At 69.5% G+C, this 15,242-nt stretch carries 12 protein-coding genes; 7 read left to right on the top strand and 5 right to left on the bottom strand.

Annotated elements, in window-relative coordinates; all coding sequences use genetic code 11:
- Nucleotides 1-3 precede the first annotated feature (3 nt).
- From SREC43747_RS0107860 to SREC43747_RS0107870, 3 genes are all read left to right on the top strand, one after another.
- Nucleotides 4-1,443, top strand: coding sequence for an RNB domain-containing ribonuclease (locus SREC43747_RS0107860; RefSeq protein ID WP_029720613.1), 1,440 nt, complete (start codon nt 4-6; stop codon nt 1,441-1,443).
- Between the two features lie 77 nt (nt 1,444-1,520).
- Nucleotides 1,521-2,186, top strand: a complete 666-nt coding sequence (npdG, locus tag SREC43747_RS0107865) for an NADPH-dependent F420 reductase (protein WP_029720614.1) — start codon at nt 1,521-1,523, stop codon at nt 2,184-2,186.
- Nucleotides 2,187-2,239: 53 nt separating this feature from the next.
- On the top strand, nt 2,240-2,635 hold the full coding sequence (locus SREC43747_RS0107870) for a DUF4326 domain-containing protein (RefSeq protein ID WP_029720615.1): 396 nt from the start codon (nt 2,240-2,242) through the stop codon (nt 2,633-2,635).
- A 2-nt stretch (nt 2,636-2,637) separates the two neighbouring features.
- Here the strand turns inward: SREC43747_RS0107870 and SREC43747_RS0107875 are convergent, their stop codons facing one another.
- Entirely contained in the window at nt 2,638-3,384 is a 747-nt protein-coding gene (locus tag SREC43747_RS0107875; RefSeq protein ID WP_029720616.1) for an SDR family NAD(P)-dependent oxidoreductase, read from the bottom strand.
- A gap of 73 nt (nt 3,385-3,457) precedes the next feature.
- On the opposite strand from SREC43747_RS0107875, the gene SREC43747_RS0107880 reads away from it, so the two are divergent.
- Nucleotides 3,458-4,438 carry a glutathione S-transferase family protein gene (locus tag SREC43747_RS0107880; protein ID WP_029720617.1) on the top strand — a complete coding sequence of 327 codons (981 nt, stop codon included), beginning with the start codon at nt 3,458-3,460 and terminating at the stop codon, nt 4,436-4,438.
- 14 nt (nt 4,439-4,452) lie between these two features.
- Here SREC43747_RS0107880 and panB read toward each other — a convergent pair whose 3' ends face one another.
- The 4 genes from panB to SREC43747_RS0107900 all read right to left on the bottom strand — a co-directional run bounded on the left by panB (nt 4,453) and on the right by SREC43747_RS0107900 (nt 8,904).
- Nucleotides 4,453-5,322 (bottom strand): 3-methyl-2-oxobutanoate hydroxymethyltransferase, encoded by an 870-nt coding sequence (gene panB, locus SREC43747_RS0107885; protein ID WP_029720618.1) that lies wholly within the window; start codon nt 5,320-5,322, stop codon nt 4,453-4,455.
- 250 nt (nt 5,323-5,572) lie between these two features.
- Nucleotides 5,573-6,169 (bottom strand): hypothetical protein, encoded by a 597-nt coding sequence (locus tag SREC43747_RS0107890; RefSeq protein ID WP_029720619.1) that lies wholly within the window; start codon nt 6,167-6,169, stop codon nt 5,573-5,575.
- A 74-nt stretch (nt 6,170-6,243) separates the two neighbouring features.
- On the bottom strand, nt 6,244-7,053 hold the full coding sequence (locus SREC43747_RS0107895) for a transporter substrate-binding domain-containing protein (RefSeq protein WP_029720620.1): 810 nt from the start codon (nt 7,051-7,053) through the stop codon (nt 6,244-6,246).
- Nucleotides 7,054-7,155: 102 nt separating this feature from the next.
- Nucleotides 7,156-8,904, bottom strand: a complete 1,749-nt coding sequence (locus SREC43747_RS0107900) for an NAD+ synthase (RefSeq protein ID WP_029720621.1) — start codon at nt 8,902-8,904, stop codon at nt 7,156-7,158.
- Between the two features lie 100 nt (nt 8,905-9,004).
- Here SREC43747_RS0107900 and SREC43747_RS0107905 point away from each other — a divergent pair, with 100 nt between their 5' ends.
- The 3 genes from SREC43747_RS0107905 to SREC43747_RS0107915 form a co-directional block, all read left to right on the top strand.
- Nucleotides 9,005-10,567: an alpha/beta hydrolase gene (locus SREC43747_RS0107905; RefSeq protein ID WP_236623082.1), complete on the top strand. Its 1,563-nt coding sequence runs from the start codon at nt 9,005-9,007 to the stop codon at nt 10,565-10,567.
- Between the two features lie 120 nt (nt 10,568-10,687).
- On the top strand, nt 10,688-12,031 hold the full coding sequence (locus tag SREC43747_RS0107910) for a glutamine synthetase family protein (RefSeq protein ID WP_029720623.1): 1,344 nt from the start codon (nt 10,688-10,690) through the stop codon (nt 12,029-12,031).
- Between the two features lie 51 nt (nt 12,032-12,082).
- Nucleotides 12,083-15,242 (top strand): hypothetical protein (locus SREC43747_RS0107915; protein ID WP_051387828.1); only part of this gene is annotated, 3,160 nt, incomplete at its 3' end.

The following is a 15,242-nucleotide window of genomic DNA, read 5'->3' on the forward strand; positions in this document are numbered from 1 at the left end:
CCCATGGCGGCGGCGGAGAGCCCACCGGGTGGCACCGGAGTGGCCGCCGCCGAGCAGACCACGCTGGATTTCTCCGGCGTCCGGGCCGAGCTGGGCTTGCCCACCGGTTACCCGGACGCCGCCCTGGCCGAGGTCAAGCAGCGACTCGGCCGACCACTGACCGGGAACTACTGGGACGCCGCTGACCTGCCGCTGGTCACGATCGATCCGCCCGGGGCCAAGGACCTGGACCAAGCCGTTCTCGTCCGGCGCCGCCGACGGGGCTACCGGGTGCACTACGCGATCGCCGACGTCGCGGCGTTCATCGCACCGGGTGGAGTGCTGGACGCCGAGTCCCGCCGCCGCGGCCAGACGATCTACCTCCCGGACGGGCAAGTGCCGCTGCACCCGCCGCTGCTGGCCGAGGACGCGGCGAGCCTGCTGCCCGGGAAGGTCCGTCCCGCGGTGCTGTGGACCTTCGACTTGGACAGCGACGGCGTCCCGGTTCGGGTCGATCTGACTCGCGCCCTGGTGCGCTCGGTGGCCCAACTGGACTACGCGACCGTGCAGCGGTCGTTGCAGCTGCGCATGCCGCACCCGTCGGTGGAGCTGCTGCCGGAGGTCGGTCGGTTGCGCCGGGCCCAGGCGCTCCGGCGGGGCGCGATCGAACTGGGCTTGCCCGAGCAGCAGGTCGAACCGGACGGGAAAGGCGGCTGGCGGCTCACCCTGCGCCCTCGTCTGGTCATCGAGACCTGGAACGCCGAGGTCTCGTTGCTCACCGGCATGTGCGCGGCCGAGATGATGGTTTCCGCGGGCATCGGCGTGCTGCGCACGGTGCCCGCCCCGGAACCGGAAACCGTGGACCGGCTGCGGAAGTCGGCGAACCGGATCGGCGTGCACTGGCCGGAAGAGATCCCGCCGGCCGCCGTCCTGGCCGGGTTGGACCCGGTCCGCCCGGAAGCGCTGGCCGTGCACGCGGCGGCCACCCGGTTGCTGCGCGGCGCCGGCTACACCGCTTTCGGCGACGGCGCGCCGGCCAACACCGCGCACGCCGGCATCGGCGCCTCCTACGCGCACGTCACCGCCCCGTTGCGGAGACTGGTGGACCGCTACTGCACGGAAGTCTGCCTCGCGATCAGCGCCGGCCGGGAAGTGCCCAGCTGGGTGACCGAGACCTTGGCCGAGCTTCCTTCGCTGATGGGAAACTCCGACCGGGTGGCCAGCCAAGCGGAACGCGCCTGCATCGCCCAAACCCAGGCGTGGTCGCTGGCGGGTCGGGTGGGGGAGGTCTTTCCGGCGACCGTGCTGCGGGCAGCCAACGGGGAAGCGGGGGAGATCTTCATCGCCGATCCCCCGGTGATCGCCCGCTGCACCGGAGAGGGCCTGGGGGAAGGGCAGCGGACCAGGGTGCGGCTCGTGGAGGCGGACCCGACTCGGCGCGAGGTCAGCTTCGAAGTAGTTTGATCTCCAGCGCAGCAAGTGGAACGCAGAGCAATCGTCGAGGCGTGGCGGACGCCGTCCTCGAGCGGAAAGGAGCCGGCGTGGCTGGAGTGCAGGAGATGACCATCGGCGTGGTGGGCGGCACCGGTGCTCAAGGCCGGGGGTTGGCGACCCGCTGGGCCGCAGCAGGCCTGAAGGTGGTCATCGGGTCGCGCAACGCGGAGCGCGCCCAGGAAACGGCCCGGGAGATCGCCGAGGCCTCGGGCGGGGACGTCACCGGGCAGGACAACGCCGGTTGCGCTGCCGCCGCCGACATCGTCCTCATCGCACTGCCCTGGGAAGCCCACGCCGACACCTTGCGGGCACTGCGCTCGGAACTGGCGGGCAAGATCGTGGTGGACTGCGTGAACCCGCTCGGGTTCGACAAGAAGGGCCCCTACGCGCTGCCGGTTCCCGAAGGGAGCGCCGCCCAGCAGGCGGAGCAGCTGCTGCCCGAGTCCCGGGTCACCGCGGCCTTCCACCACGTTTCGGCCGTCACCCTGGCCGACCTCAGCGTTTCCGAGATCGACCTGGACGTGCTCGTGCTCGGCGACGACCGGGAAGCCACCGACGTGGTGCGGGAGCTGGCCGCGACGATCCCCGGGGTGCGGGGCATCTACGGCGGTCGCCTGCGCAACGCCCACCAAGTCGAGGCGTTCACCGCCAACCTCATCGCCATCAACCGGCGCTACAAGGCGCACGCCGGGTTGCGCATCACCGACGTGTAGGCCTGCACTGGAGTTCCAGCACTCGGACCGTCGAGGCGGGGGGTGGGGCACCGGTGGGCATCGAACTTCCCGAGGAAGCCGCTCGCTGGAGCGACTACGAGCGGGAGTGCGCCGACGCGCTGCTGGACGGCCACACGATCGTGGTGAACGTCCGGAAGAACGGACCGCACAAGCACCTGGTGCCTTGGCTGCAGCAACAGGGCCTGCTGGTCTACGTCGGTCACGCCGGCAACCGGCACTCGTGGCCGCAGTCCGAGTTCGCCAGTCCCTTCGTGCGGGAAGCCAAGACGGACCGGGAGGCGATGGTCCGGCACTACGAGGAGTGGCTGGACCAGCAGCCGGAGCTGCTGGAGAAACTGCGCAGGGGGGAGCTGACCGGGCGAGCACTGGGCTGCTGGTGCGCACCTGAGCCCTGCCACGCCGATGTGCTCGCCCGGCGCGCCGGCTGAAACTACATCTCGGCGCGGCGCCCGCCGTCCACGGTCCAAGCGGCCCCCGTCACGTACGAGGCCTTCGGCGAGAGCAGGAAAGCCGCCACCGCGCCCAGCTCTTCAGGGGCGCCGAACCGGCGCAACGCGGCAGCCTGCTTGGCCTGCTCCACCCCGTCGGGGTCGGCGGCCGCTATCGCCCGGGAGCGTTCGGTGTCGAACCGCCCCGGAAGCAGGGCGTTGACCCGGATCCCCCGGGGACCGACCTCGTTGGCCAAATCCTTGACGAACCCCTGGGTGGCGGGGCGGGCCACGTTGGAACTGGCCAGACCGGTCAGCGGTTCCGCTCCGGAAGTGGAGGTCAGCACGACGATCGAACCACCGTCGGACAGCTCGGCCGCGACCTGGCGAGCCATGCGGATGGGGGCGATGGTGGCGATCTCCAGCCCCCGGCGCAACGTGTCGTCGTCCAGATCGCTGGGCGTTCCCGGTGGTGGACCGCCGTGGCTGACGAAGAGCCCGTCGAGCCGGCCGAACTCCTCGCGAGCGAAGTCGATCAGCCGACGCGGACTGTCCGGATCGGTGATGTCGGCGGCGAGGCCCCGCGCCTTCTCGCCCAGGGCGGCGACCGCCGCGGCGGTGTTCTCCTCGGAAGAGGAAGAGATGACGACGTGGGCGCCTTCCTCGACCAGCACGCGAGCGGTGGCGAAGCCCAGTCCTTTGCTCGCGCCGGTGACGAGGTAGCAGCGTCCGGAGAGACCTAGATCCATGTGCTGGACCCTAGAGGGCGCTGCTGCCGGAGAACAGCGAGGTCCGCTGCGGTGGTCGCCCTAGACTGGACCCGTGGACCTCTCAGCGGAAACCTCCGGTTCCGGTGAATGGGTGCGGCAGCCGAACCGGTTCACCAACCGGATCACCGCCGACGGCACGTCCGGCTGGCCGGTGCAACCCGGCAAGTACCACCTGGTGGTGAGCTTGGCTTGCCCGTGGGCGCACCGAGCGCTGATCGTGCGCCGGTTGCTCGGCCTGGAGGACGTCATCTCGCTCGGCGTGGTCGATCCGATCCGCGATGAACGCGGATGGCGCTTCACCCTCGACCCGGGGGGCCGCGATCCGGTCACCGGGATTTCCTTCCTGTCGGAGGCCTACCTGGCCGCGGACCCCGACTTCACCGGGCGCTACACCGTTCCCGCGGTCATCGACGTGGCATCGCGGCGGGTGGTGACGAACGACTACCCGCAGTTGACCCTCGACCTGAGCACCGAATGGCGGCAGCACCACCGCCCCGGTGCTCCCGACCTCTACCCGGAGCAGCTGCGGGAGGAGATCGACTCGATCAACGCCGTGGTGTACGAGGACGTCAACAACGGCGTCTACAAGTGCGGTTTCGCCACCACGCAGCAGGCCTACGAACGGGCCTACGAACGGCTCTTCGCGCGACTGGACTGGTTGTCGCAGCGCCTGGAGAACCAGCGCTACCTGGTGGGGGAGTCGATCACCGAATCCGACGTCCGGTTGTTCACCACGTTGGTGCGGTTCGACGCGGTCTACCACGGCCATTTCAAGTGCAACCGCAACAAGCTGACCGAGATGCCGGTGCTGTGGGCCTACGCCCGGGACCTGTTCCAGACCCCGGGCTTCGGCGACACCGTCGATTTCGACCACATCAAGCGCCACTACTACGGCACGCACGGACAGCTCAACCCGTCCGGGATCATCCCGGCCGGCCCGGACCTCTCGGGGTGGCGCACCCCGCACGGGCGGGAGGAGCTGGGCGGCACCCCCTTCGGCCAGGGGACGCCGCCACCCGTTGCGCAGCGGTGACGCCGCGGGCAGCGCTACTCGAACGAGTGCTCCGCGCTGGGGAACGCCCGGTTGCGCACGTCGTCCGCGAACCGGGTGGCGGCATCGGCCAAAATGCCGCCGAGGTCCGCGTAGCGCTTGACGAAACGAGCCGTTCGGCCGGTGTTCATACCGGACATGTCGGTCCACACCAGCACTTGGGCGTCGCAGTCCGGCCCGGCACCGATCCCCACGGTGGGGATCCGCAGCTCGCTGGTGACCCGCTTGGCCGCTTCCGCCGACACCATTTCCAGCACGACCGCGAAGGCCCCGGCCTCCTGCAGGGCGAGCGCGTCCTCCAGCAGCTTGGCCGCTTGCTCGCCACGGCCCTGCACCCGGTAGCCCCCCAGGCCGTGCTCGCTCTGCGGGGTGAAGCCGATGTGCCCCATCACCGGGATGCCGGCTGCGACGAGGGCCTCCACCTGCGGCACGTACCGCCGGCCGCCCTCCAGCTTGACCGCGTGCGCTCGGCCTTCCTTCATGAACCGCGAGGCGGTGGCCAGCGCTTGTTCGGGAGAGGCCTGGTACGAGCCGAAGGGCAGGTCCGCCACGACCAGCGCGTGTTCCGCGGAACGAGTCACAGCGCGGACCAGCGGCAGCATTTCGTCCACGGTCACCGGTAGCGACGACTCGTAGCCGTAGACGTTGTTGGCCGCTGAATCACCGACCAGCAGCACCGGAATGCCCGCCTGGTCGAAGATCCGCGCCGTGTACATGTCGTAGGAGGTGAGCATCGGCCACGGTTCGCCGCGCTCCTTCATCTGCTGCAGGTGGTGGATCCGCGTGCGCTTGCGCTTCGGAGCGGACCCGTAGGGAGCGGTGGTTTCTCCGGAACCGTGCGCCGATGGATTCTGGTCAGCAGTCATCGTCGACCGTCCTTGTTTCCTCGAGGCCCGGCCAGCGGGTCCCCGGGTTGACTTCGGTGCACGGTCAGCGTGGCACGCCCTCGGGGACGACGGGACCAGCATCCGCCCAACATCACAGCAAGACGACGCGAACCCGCCACCTGCCGCGGTCAGCACCGCAACCCACCATCCGAGCCTGGCGAGCTCCATGGTGGGCTCGCTGCCGGCGCGGGGCAAAGCGGTGCACCCGCGCCGGAACGGTCGAGCTGGTTCACGTCAAGCCGACGGTGAACCCCTCGTCCCGCACACCGAGGTAGAGCTGCGGGCGGAACTGGTGCATGCCCTGTTCGATCAGCGGAATGAACTCAGCGGCATCGCCGAGCGGAAGGCGGTAGCCGTTCTTCACCCGGTGGAACTCCCACAGGTGTTCCATCTCCGGGTGGCGCTGGCGGAATCCGGGGTCGGCCGGGAACAGGTCGAGCCGGACCATCGTCCGCCGGGTCAGGTGGTCGGACGCCTGGACCGCGCGTTCCTTGGTGCGCGAAACGGCGACACCGCCCAGTTCCTCCCAGCGGACCGCCCACGGCTTGCCCTTGGGGTCGTCCCAGCGGATCCCCGCCGCTTCGAAGATCAGCTTGCGGGGGCGGGACGCCGCTCGCCAGCCGAAGGCGCACAGGAGTCCGATGCCGAAGAAGACCGATCCGATGATCCACGCGACGATCAGCGTCCCCGTGCCGCCGCTGATCTGGTCGGTGAGGCAGGCGTAGTAGGTGAACAACCCGATCGCCCCGGAGACCGCTCCACCGAGCAGCACGGCGCGCGCTGCCTTGTTCCCCACGTCGAGTACCACGGGCTGTGCTTCGGTCATGGGGCCCCAGGGTATTGGAGGAAGATCGGCGGTGGGGCGAGATCGCGGAGATCACCACCACCGCCGAGGCCGGTTCAGCCGAGCCACTCGCGGGAGATCCGGTCGTAGGTCCCGTCGTGCAACGCCAAGTTCAACCACTGGTTCACCCACTGCTGGAACACCACGTCTCCCCGGGGGAGCAGGTAGGCCTTCTCCGAGAAGGTGAACGGGCGGTCCGGGTGGACCGAGCACAGCTGCGGGTGTTGGTGCGCTTGCCAGCGGGTCTCGGCTGCATCGGTGATCATCAGGTCGGCCCGGCCGGCGATGATCTCGTCGAAGATGGTGTTGTTGTCCGGGTGCTGCACGATGGTCGCCCGCTTCAGCCGCTCCCGGGCGAACTTCTCGTTCGTGCCGCCGGGGTTGACGACCACCCGCACGTCCGGTCGGTCGATCTGCTCCAGCGTCTGGAAGCGCTGCACGTTCTCGCACCGGGTGACCGGGGTCTTGCCGTCCACCAAGTAAGCGGTGCTGAAGGAAGCGCGCTGCGCTCGGTCCAGGGTCACCGAGATCCCCCCGACCGCGACATCGCACTTGGCGGTGAAGTCGTCGATCAGCGTTTCCCAGGTGGTCGGCACGAAAGTGGCCCGAACACCCAGCCGCTGCGCCATGTCCCGGGCCATGTCGACGTCGATGCCGGTCCACGTGCCGTCCTCCGCCCGATAGGTGAAAGGACGGTAGTCCCCGGTGGTGCAGACGCGCAGTTCACCGCGCTGCACCACCTCGTCGAGCCGACTCGCCGGAGGCTCGGCCGAACCGGTGCTCGTCGATTGAGCGGAGCACGAGGCACCGAAGACCAGAGCGGCAGCTGCCGCGGCGAGCACGGCCCCCAACCTCTTCCAACGCATGACATCCACCTTCCGATCTCTGCCGGTAATGCATAACCGGTCGGCGGAGAAACCGGAAGTGGTGCGGACGTCGGGAAGGCGCAACAGCCGGTGGGAGTTCGACTAGTTCGGAGCTGCTTCCCGCCACCGGTTGGTCATCGGAAGCCGGCGGTCCCGACCGAACGCCTTCAACGTGATCTTCGTGCCCGGCGGGTACTGCCGCCGCTTGTACTCGGCCCGGTCCACCATCCGCAGCACTTGTTCGACGAGTTCCGCGTCGAACCCCTCGGCGAGCAGTTCCGCGTACCCCTTGTCGCCTTCGATGTAGCCGTCCAGCACCCGGTCCAGCACCTCGTACGGCGGCAGCGAATCCTGGTCGGTCTGGTCAGGACGCAGCTCCGCCGACGGCGGCTTGGTGATCGAGTTCTCCGGGATCGGAGGCGTCTCCCCGCGCTCGGTGGCTGCGGCGTTGCGCCACGTGGCCAACTCCCACACCAGGGTCTTCGGCACGTCCTTGATCGGGGCGAAACCGCCGACCGCGTCCCCGTAGATCGTGGAGTAGCCGACCGCCAGCTCGGTCTTGTTGCCGGTGGCCAGCACCAGGTGGCCGCGCTGGTTGGACAGCGCCATCAACAGCATGCCCCGGCACCGGGCCTGGATGTTCTCCTCGGCCAAACCGGTGAGGCCGAACTTGTTGACGTACACGTCGACGATGTCGGCGACCGGGTGGACCTCGAAGTGGCAGCCCAACCGGCGGGCCAGTTCAGCGGCGTCCGAACGGGAGTGCTCCGTCGAGTAGTGCGACGGCATCGAGACCCCGTGCACCGAGTCGGCCCCCAGCGCGTCCACCGCGATCGCCGCGCACACGGCCGAATCGATGCCCCCGGAGAAACCGAAGATCACCGACTTGAAGCCGTTCTTGTGCACGTAGTCGCGCAGCCCGGTCACCAGCGCCGACCACACCTCGGCCAGCTCGGGAAGCGGCTCGGCCGCCGCCGGCATCGGCAGCGGCTCGTACGCCGGCAGCGGATTCGGCTGGGCGACGAGGCGGTTCACGCTGAAAGCCGGCGGTCGGAGGGGCCCCGGGGATTCCGGAACGGTCGTCGAGGTGTACCCCCCTGCTTCCAAGTCCAAATCCGCCACCAGCAGGTGTTCGCGGAACTGCGGGGCCCGGGTGAGGACCTCCCCGTCCCGGGTGGTGATCATCGAACCGCCGTCGAAGACCAGCTCGTCCTGGGCCCCGACGAGGTTGACGTAGGCCATCGGCGCGCCGGCCTCGGCGGCTCGGCGGGCGACCAGCGGTGTGCGCAGGTCGTTCTTGTTCCGCTCGTAGGGCGAGCCGTTGATGCACAGCAGCAGGTCCACCCCGACTTCGCCCAGGGCTGTCACCGGACCGCCGTTCTGCCAGATGTCCTCGCAGATCACCACGCCGATGTCCAGACCGTGGAACCGGACGATCGGCAGCTCGTCGCCCGAGGCGAAGTAGCGGGCCTCGTCGAAGACCCCGTAGTTCGGCAGGTGGTGCTTGTGGTAGGTGGCCAACACCTCGCCGCCGTACAGGAAGGACGCGGAGTTGCGGGGGCCGTGGTCGTCGCGGCTGAGATGACCGGTCACCACCAGCGCGTCACCGCACCCGGCGTCGCGCAACGCCGCGGCCAGCTTCTCCAGTTCCGCCGTGTTCGCCGCGGCGAACGACTTGCGCAGGGCCAGGTCCTCGACCGGGTAGCCGCACAGGGCCATCTCCGGGAAGACGACGACGTGCGCACCCCGCTCAACCGCTTCTCGAGTCCAGTCGACGATCATCGTGCTGTTCGCAGCGAGATCGCCGACAACGGCATTGACCTGTGCGAGTGCGATGCGCAGCTGGGGCATGGCCCCATCTTGTCCCATCGGGCCTCGGCTCGGCCATCTGCCCGAGCCGAAACGGAGCAGGCTCACATGACAAGATTTTGCAGTGCGTCGCTTACTGCCTGTGTTCACAGCTGTCCTGGCGTTGGCCGCCGCCGGCTGCACCCCGCAACCGCAAGACGGGGACCGGTCCGGGGCGGATCTGCCGAAGACGGAGCGGAACGGTCCCGCCGGAGCAGTTCCAGTTGGGCTCGAGGAGTTCTACTCCCAGGAAATCGTTTGGGAGGAGTGCCCCGACTACGCGTCCACCGACGCCGACCGCGAGGCCTACAGCCAACCCGGTCTGGAATGCGCTCAGGTGGAAGTCCCCCTGGACTACGCCAAACCCCAGGACGCCACGATCAAACTGGGTGTGCTCCGCCGACCGGCAGAAGGCGGCCAACGGATCGGCTCCCTGCTGATCAACCCGGGTGGCCCCGGGGCCTCCGGGATGAGCGCCGCGGCCTACCTGGCCGACACGGTCTCCCGCACAGAACTGGGCGAACGGTTCGACCTGGTCGGGTTCGACCCGCGCGGGGTCGGGGCTTCCGAACCGCAGGTGCGCTGCCTGACCGATGAGGAGTGGGACGCCGAGCGCCTGGACTCGGACGCCGACGTCTCGCCCTCCGGAGTCGCCCAGACCGAGCGGGAAGAGCAGGCCTACGCCCGCAAGTGCGCGCAGCGCAGCGGAGAGGAACTGCTGGCCAACATCGGCACCCGCGAAGTGGCTCGAGACCTGGACGTCCTCCGGTCCGTGCTGGGGGGCGAAAAGCTCAACTACCTCGGCTACTCCTACGGAACCCGGATCGGCGCCGAGTACGCCGAGGCGTTCCCCGGCAACGTGCGCGCCATGGTGCTGGACGGGGCGATCGACCCGGAGCAGTCCACAATTGACAGCCTCCTCGAGCAGGCCGCCGGATTCCAGGGCGCTTTCGACGAGTTCGCCAAGTGGTGCGCCGACCAGCAGAACTGCGCCCTGGGCAACGATCCGTCCGCCGCGGTCACCGTCTACCAAGAACTCACCCGCCCGCTGGTGGACCGGCCGCTCGTCGTCGGCGACCGGAAGCTGTCCTATTCGGATGCGATCGACGGGACGGTGCAAGCCCTGTACACGTCCGGCCTGTGGGAGGGCCTCAACGAAGCCCTCCTGCAACTGCGGCAGGGAGACGGCAGGTTGCTCCTCCAACTGGCCGACGCCTACTACGGACGCGAACCGAGCGGCAGCTACCCCAACTCCATGGACGCCTTCGCCGCGGTCAACTGCGTGGACAACCAGCGGGTGCACGACCCGCAGAAGTTCCTCGAAATCGACCGGCGCTACCGCGAAGCGGCACCGTTCATGGACGACGGTCGGGGAGCCAGCCCGGCCCGGGACGCGTGCTCCTTCTGGCCCGTGCCGGTGACCGGCGACTTCGACCCGCCCGAAGCCGGCCAGCTCGACCCCGTCCTGGTCATCTCCACCACCGGTGACCCGGCCACCCCGTACCAGGCCGGTGTGCAGCTCGCCCAGGTGCTGCACGGGCGACTGCTGACCTACGAGGGCAACCAGCACACCGTGTACCTGCAGGGAGTCCAGTGCGTTGACCAGGCCGCGACCGACTACCTGGTCAACCTCGAACTGCCGCCCGAGGGGACGCGCTGCCGTTGAGCAGGACCGGGGTGCGGGCTGCTCCCGGCGGCCCGCACCCGCTTTCCGCAGAGCGGTACCACCTGGAAATCTTCACAGGCCGGTTACGCGAACTCGGCCCCCAGCTCTTAGGCTGCCAGCATGACCCGCCAGCAGGAGTTCGTGCTCCGCACCTTGGAGGAACGTGACATCCGCTTCGTGCGGCTGTGGTTCACCGATGTGCTCGGCATGCTCAAGTCAGTGGCGATCTCGCCCGCTGAACTGGAAGGAGCCTTCGCCGAGGGCATCGGTTTCGACGGCTCGTCCATCGAGGGGTTCGCCCGCGTCTACGAGTCGGACATGGTCGCGAAGCCGGATCCGGCCACCTTCCAGGTGCTGCCCTGGGAAACCCCTGACGGCGAGCACTACTCGGCCCGCATGTTCTGCGACATCCACATGCCCGACGGCTCGCCGTGCTGGTCGGACCCCAGGCACGTGCTGCGCCGCACCCTGGCCAAGGCCAGCGAAGCCGGCTTCACCTGCTACGTGCACCCCGAGATCGAATTCTTCCTGCTCAAAGACCTGCCCGACGACGGCAGCGAACCCGTCCCGGCCGACTCCGGCGGCTACTTCGACCAGGCCAGCCACGACGCCGCACCGCACTTCCGCCGCACCGCCATCGAAACCCTCGAAGCCATGGGGATCTCGGTGGAGTTCAGCCACCACGAAGGAGCCCCCGGGCAGCAGGAGATCGACCTGCGCTACGCCGACGCGCTCACCATGGCCGACAACGTGATGACGTTCCGCTACGTCGTCAAGGAAGTGGCCATCACCCAAGGCGTCCGGGCCTCGTTCATGCCGAAACCGTTCAGCAACCAGCCGGGCTCGGGCATGCACACCCACTTCAGCCTGTTCGAAGGGGACCAGAACGCCTTCTACCACCCGGAGAACCCGTTCGAGCTCTCCGACATCGGCCGGGCCTTCGTGGCCGGCATCCTGCACCACGCCCGCGAGATCTCGGCGGTGACCAACCAGTGGGTCAACTCCTACAAGCGGTTGATCGTCGGCGGCGAAGCCCCCACCGCGGTGTGCTGGGGCCACGCCAACCGGTCCGCCCTGGTGCGAGTCCCGATGTACTCACCGGGCAAGGCCTCCTCGCGGCGGGTCGAAGTCCGCACCCTCGACTCCGCCTGCAACCCCTACCTCGCGTACGCGGTGATCCTGGCCGCCGGGCTGCAAGGCATCCAGAAGGGCTACGAACTGCCGCCGGCGACCGAGGACGACGTGTGGTCGTTGACCGAACGGGAGCGCAAAGCGGCCGGGTACGCCAACCTGCCGCAGAACCTCAACGAAGCCCTGGCCGAGATGGAGTCCTCCGAACTGGTCGCGGAAACCCTCGGCGAGGACGTGTTCGACTTCTTCCTGCGCAACAAGCGGGAGGAGTGGAACGCCTACCGCAGCCACGTGACTCCCTACGAGCTGCGCAGTCTGCTGCCGATGCTGTGACTGGTGCGGACTGACTGCAGTCCGCACCGCGGGTGGCGATAGGTTGCGCCTGTGACTGATCAGCAGGCGCAACCAGAACAGCCGTCCGCCGGTTTCCCGAGCGAACCGGAGTGGCCGGCTGAACCGGACTCGGACATCCCCCTGGTCGGCTGCACCGTCGCCTACCCGGCGGAACTGCCAGCCGCGAAGGTGCTGCGGGACTCCTTCCTGCAGCAGCACCCCGGGGCCAGCTTCACCACCGTGCTGCTGGACCGACCGGGCTCCGAGCACGCGGACCAGGACGCGGTCACCCCCGAAGAACTCGGCTGGGACCCGGCCGAAGTGGCCGACCTGGCGATGCTGTGCACCGCTGACCAACTGCGGGCGGTGCTGCGCCTGCGGCTGGTGCACCAGCTGCTCTCCGCCGGCAACGCGGTGCTCAGCTTCGAACCGTGGGTGCAGGTCTTCGGCTCCCTCGACGAACTGCTCGATTCGCTGAGCCCCCAGCGGCCGCTTGGCCTGGTGCCCCGGCTGCTGGGGCCGCTGCCGACGGACGGGCTGCGCCCCAGCGTCGCCGACCTGGCCGCCGCCGGACCGGTCGACCCGGCGATGCTCGTCCTCCGACCGGAAGCAGCGCAGCTCGTCGCCACCTGGGCCGCCCAGAGCAGTTCCGACCCGGCCGCCGCCGGCTTGGAAACCGCCACCGCGCTGATCGATCACCAGCTCATCCGCAACCCCGGCGTGGGCCTGTCGGTGTGGAACGCCGCGCAGCGGGAACTGGCCGTGGCCGAGGACGGCACCTGGCTGGCGGACGGCGAGCTGCTGCGCAGCGTGCACTTCACCGGCTTCCAGCCCAACCGGCCGTGGCTCCTGTCCGCCGAGTTCAGCGACCGCCCCCGGGTGCTGCTCTCCGCCAACCCGCACCTGGCAGGACTGTGCGCGGCGTACCACAACGCCCTGGTCAACGCCGGCTACACGCGTCCGCAGCCCCACCCGTTCGACGAACTGCCGGAGGGCTACGCCATCCCGGGCTCGCTGCGGCAGCAGTACCGCTCCGCATGGCTGGACGGCGCCGCTCCGCGAAGCCCGTTCCGACCTGACAGCTCGAGCGAGGAGTTCCTGGACTGGGCGTGCACCCCGGCCGACGACCGGCAACGGGCTGCCGGAGCATCCCGCTGGAGCGCGGCGATCTGGGCGGACGACCCCGAGCTGCAGCAGCGGTTCCCCGACCCGTTCGGCACCGATGCGGAAGCGTTCCGGGACTGGTGCACCAACGTCGCGGTCGCGAACGGGCAGCTGCCGGCCGGCGCGGTTCGCGGCCAGCCGGAGCACCAACCCGCCCTGGTGGACCAGCTCGGGGTTTCCGTGGTGGGAGAGGGACTACTCGCCGAACTGGTCCGCGTCGCGGTGCAGGCCTCGGGACTGCCGTCCGCCGACGAACCGCACTACCCGGTGGTGCTGCGCTGCACCCCCGGTGCACCGGTGCCCCCGGACCGCCACTTGATCGACGTCTGCCCCGAAGCAGCGGATGCGGAAGCCGCGGAGACCTGGGTGCTGCCCGGCTCCGACGCAACACGCGTGGGCAGAGGACGACCGGTGCGGGTGGTGGAGCTCCCGGTCCTCCAGCGGGACCCGGTGGACCTGCCCGAGCGCAAAGGAGCTCGGGCCCGCTACGGGTTGTCGGAGGAGTTCGTCGTCGTCACCTTCGCTGACCACTCCGACGAGCACTCCACGAACACCATCGGCGTGGTCAACGCCTTCCTCGCCGCCTTCCCCGAGCGCGAAGACGCCCGCCTGCTGATCGGCACGGCCGGGCACAACCCGGAAGCCGCGGAACGACTCCGCTTGGCCACCGCCGCCGACCCCCGGGTCCGGCTCGTCGAGGACGACTACGACCCGATGGCGCTGGTCGCCGCCGCCGACTGCGTCGTGGTGCTGAACCGCGGCACCGGATCCGAGCGGGCTGTGCTGCGGCTGATGGACGTGGCTGTCCGCGGCGTCCCGGTGCTCACCTCCGACCGCGGTGCGGCGGCCGCACTGCTCGGCAGCGCGGGAGTGACCCTGGTGCCGTGCCAAGGCGCCGGAGAACCGGACGCCGAAGCGGCGGCCCGGGAACTGCGCGCTCTCGCGGAAGACCCGCAGCGCACCGCCGAGACCGCCGCCGCGGTGCGGGAACACCTGCTGACCTCTCGAACCGCGGACCGGACCGGTCAGCAATTGCGGCAGCACGTCGAGCGGGCCTACCGCGCTTGGCGGACCAAGTGGTCCCGGAAGCGGCACGGGAAGTCCGACGACCCGCTGCACCCGTTGCTGATCGCCAGGCACGCCCTGCACCGAACTCCGGACGTGAGCAGCCCCGGGCGCAGCGCTCTTTCCCCCGCGCTGCGCAAAGCGGTGCTGAAGGTGCTCGGGCACTACGACGAGCACATCCGCGATCTGCTGCGCTCGGTCATCGACGGGGTGGAGCAGACCGCCGCTGAACTGCTGTCCAGGCAGGCCGACCTCGACGGGGGCAGTCTGCACTGGGTCCGCAGGGAACTGGACCAGCTCGCCCAGCGCGACGAGCAGCTGGCCGCCCAGCTCACCGCCGTCGACGACGGGGTGTTGCGAACCCGGGTCGAACTGGCCGACCAGCACCGCAAGCTGCAGGCATTGGAGAGCGGTGCGGGGGAGGAGCACGCGGTGGAGGAGCTCGCCGCCAGGCTGGACACCCTCACCGGCGCGGTGGAGCGCATCGTGGACCGGCTCGACGCCTTGGAACAGCGCCGGTCGACCGATGACGTGCTGACTGACGGCCTGCGGCTGGTTTCCCGCAACGTCGAGGACGTGCTGTGGCGCACCGAAGCGCTGCAACGCGTGCTGCTCCGGGAGCACGAGAGCGCCGACGAGGAGCAGGCGACGGCTCCGGTGCTGTGCGACGCGGGGGTGTTGCAGCTGCCGGCCGAAGACACCCGCATGCTCCCGTGGCTGTCGGCGCACCCCTATTGGGAGCGGGAAGTTTCCGAGCTGATCGACCTGTTGCTCACCGAGGACGGGATCTTCCTCGACGTCGGCGCCTACGTCGGCTACCAGACGGTGCGGGTGCTGAACCGGCTCGGTGCTGACGGGGCCGTGGTGGCGGTGGAGCCGTGCGCGCGCAGCCGGGAGCTCCTGCACCGCAATGTCGTCACCAACGTTCCCGAGGTCAAGCTGTCTCACCAACCGCATCCGCACTCCGAACCACGGGAGGCCC

Source organism: Saccharopolyspora rectivirgula DSM 43747, assembly GCF_000497205.1.
GTDB classification, from domain to species: Bacteria; Actinomycetota; Actinomycetes; order Mycobacteriales; family Pseudonocardiaceae; genus Saccharopolyspora; species Saccharopolyspora rectivirgula.

Excerpts from the sequence above, each read along its gene's own strand:
- SREC43747_RS0107860 (WP_029720613.1), top strand. The coding sequence starts at position 4 with ATGGCGGCGGCGGAGAGCCCACCGGGTGGCACCGGAGTGGCCGCCGCC.
- SREC43747_RS0107875 (WP_029720616.1), bottom strand. The coding sequence starts at position 3,384 with ATGGATCTAGGTCTCTCCGGACGCTGCTACCTCGTCACCGGCGCGAGC.
- panB (WP_029720618.1), bottom strand. The coding sequence starts at position 5,322 with ATGACTGCTGACCAGAATCCATCGGCGCACGGTTCCGGAGAAACCACC.
- SREC43747_RS0107890 (WP_029720619.1), bottom strand. The coding sequence starts at position 6,169 with ATGACCGAAGCACAGCCCGTGGTACTCGACGTGGGGAACAAGGCAGCG.
- SREC43747_RS0107895 (WP_029720620.1), bottom strand. The coding sequence starts at position 7,053 with ATGCGTTGGAAGAGGTTGGGGGCCGTGCTCGCCGCGGCAGCTGCCGCT.
- SREC43747_RS0107900 (WP_029720621.1), bottom strand. The coding sequence starts at position 8,904 with ATGCCCCAGCTGCGCATCGCACTCGCACAGGTCAATGCCGTTGTCGGC.
- SREC43747_RS0107910 (WP_029720623.1), top strand. The coding sequence starts at position 10,688 with ATGACCCGCCAGCAGGAGTTCGTGCTCCGCACCTTGGAGGAACGTGAC.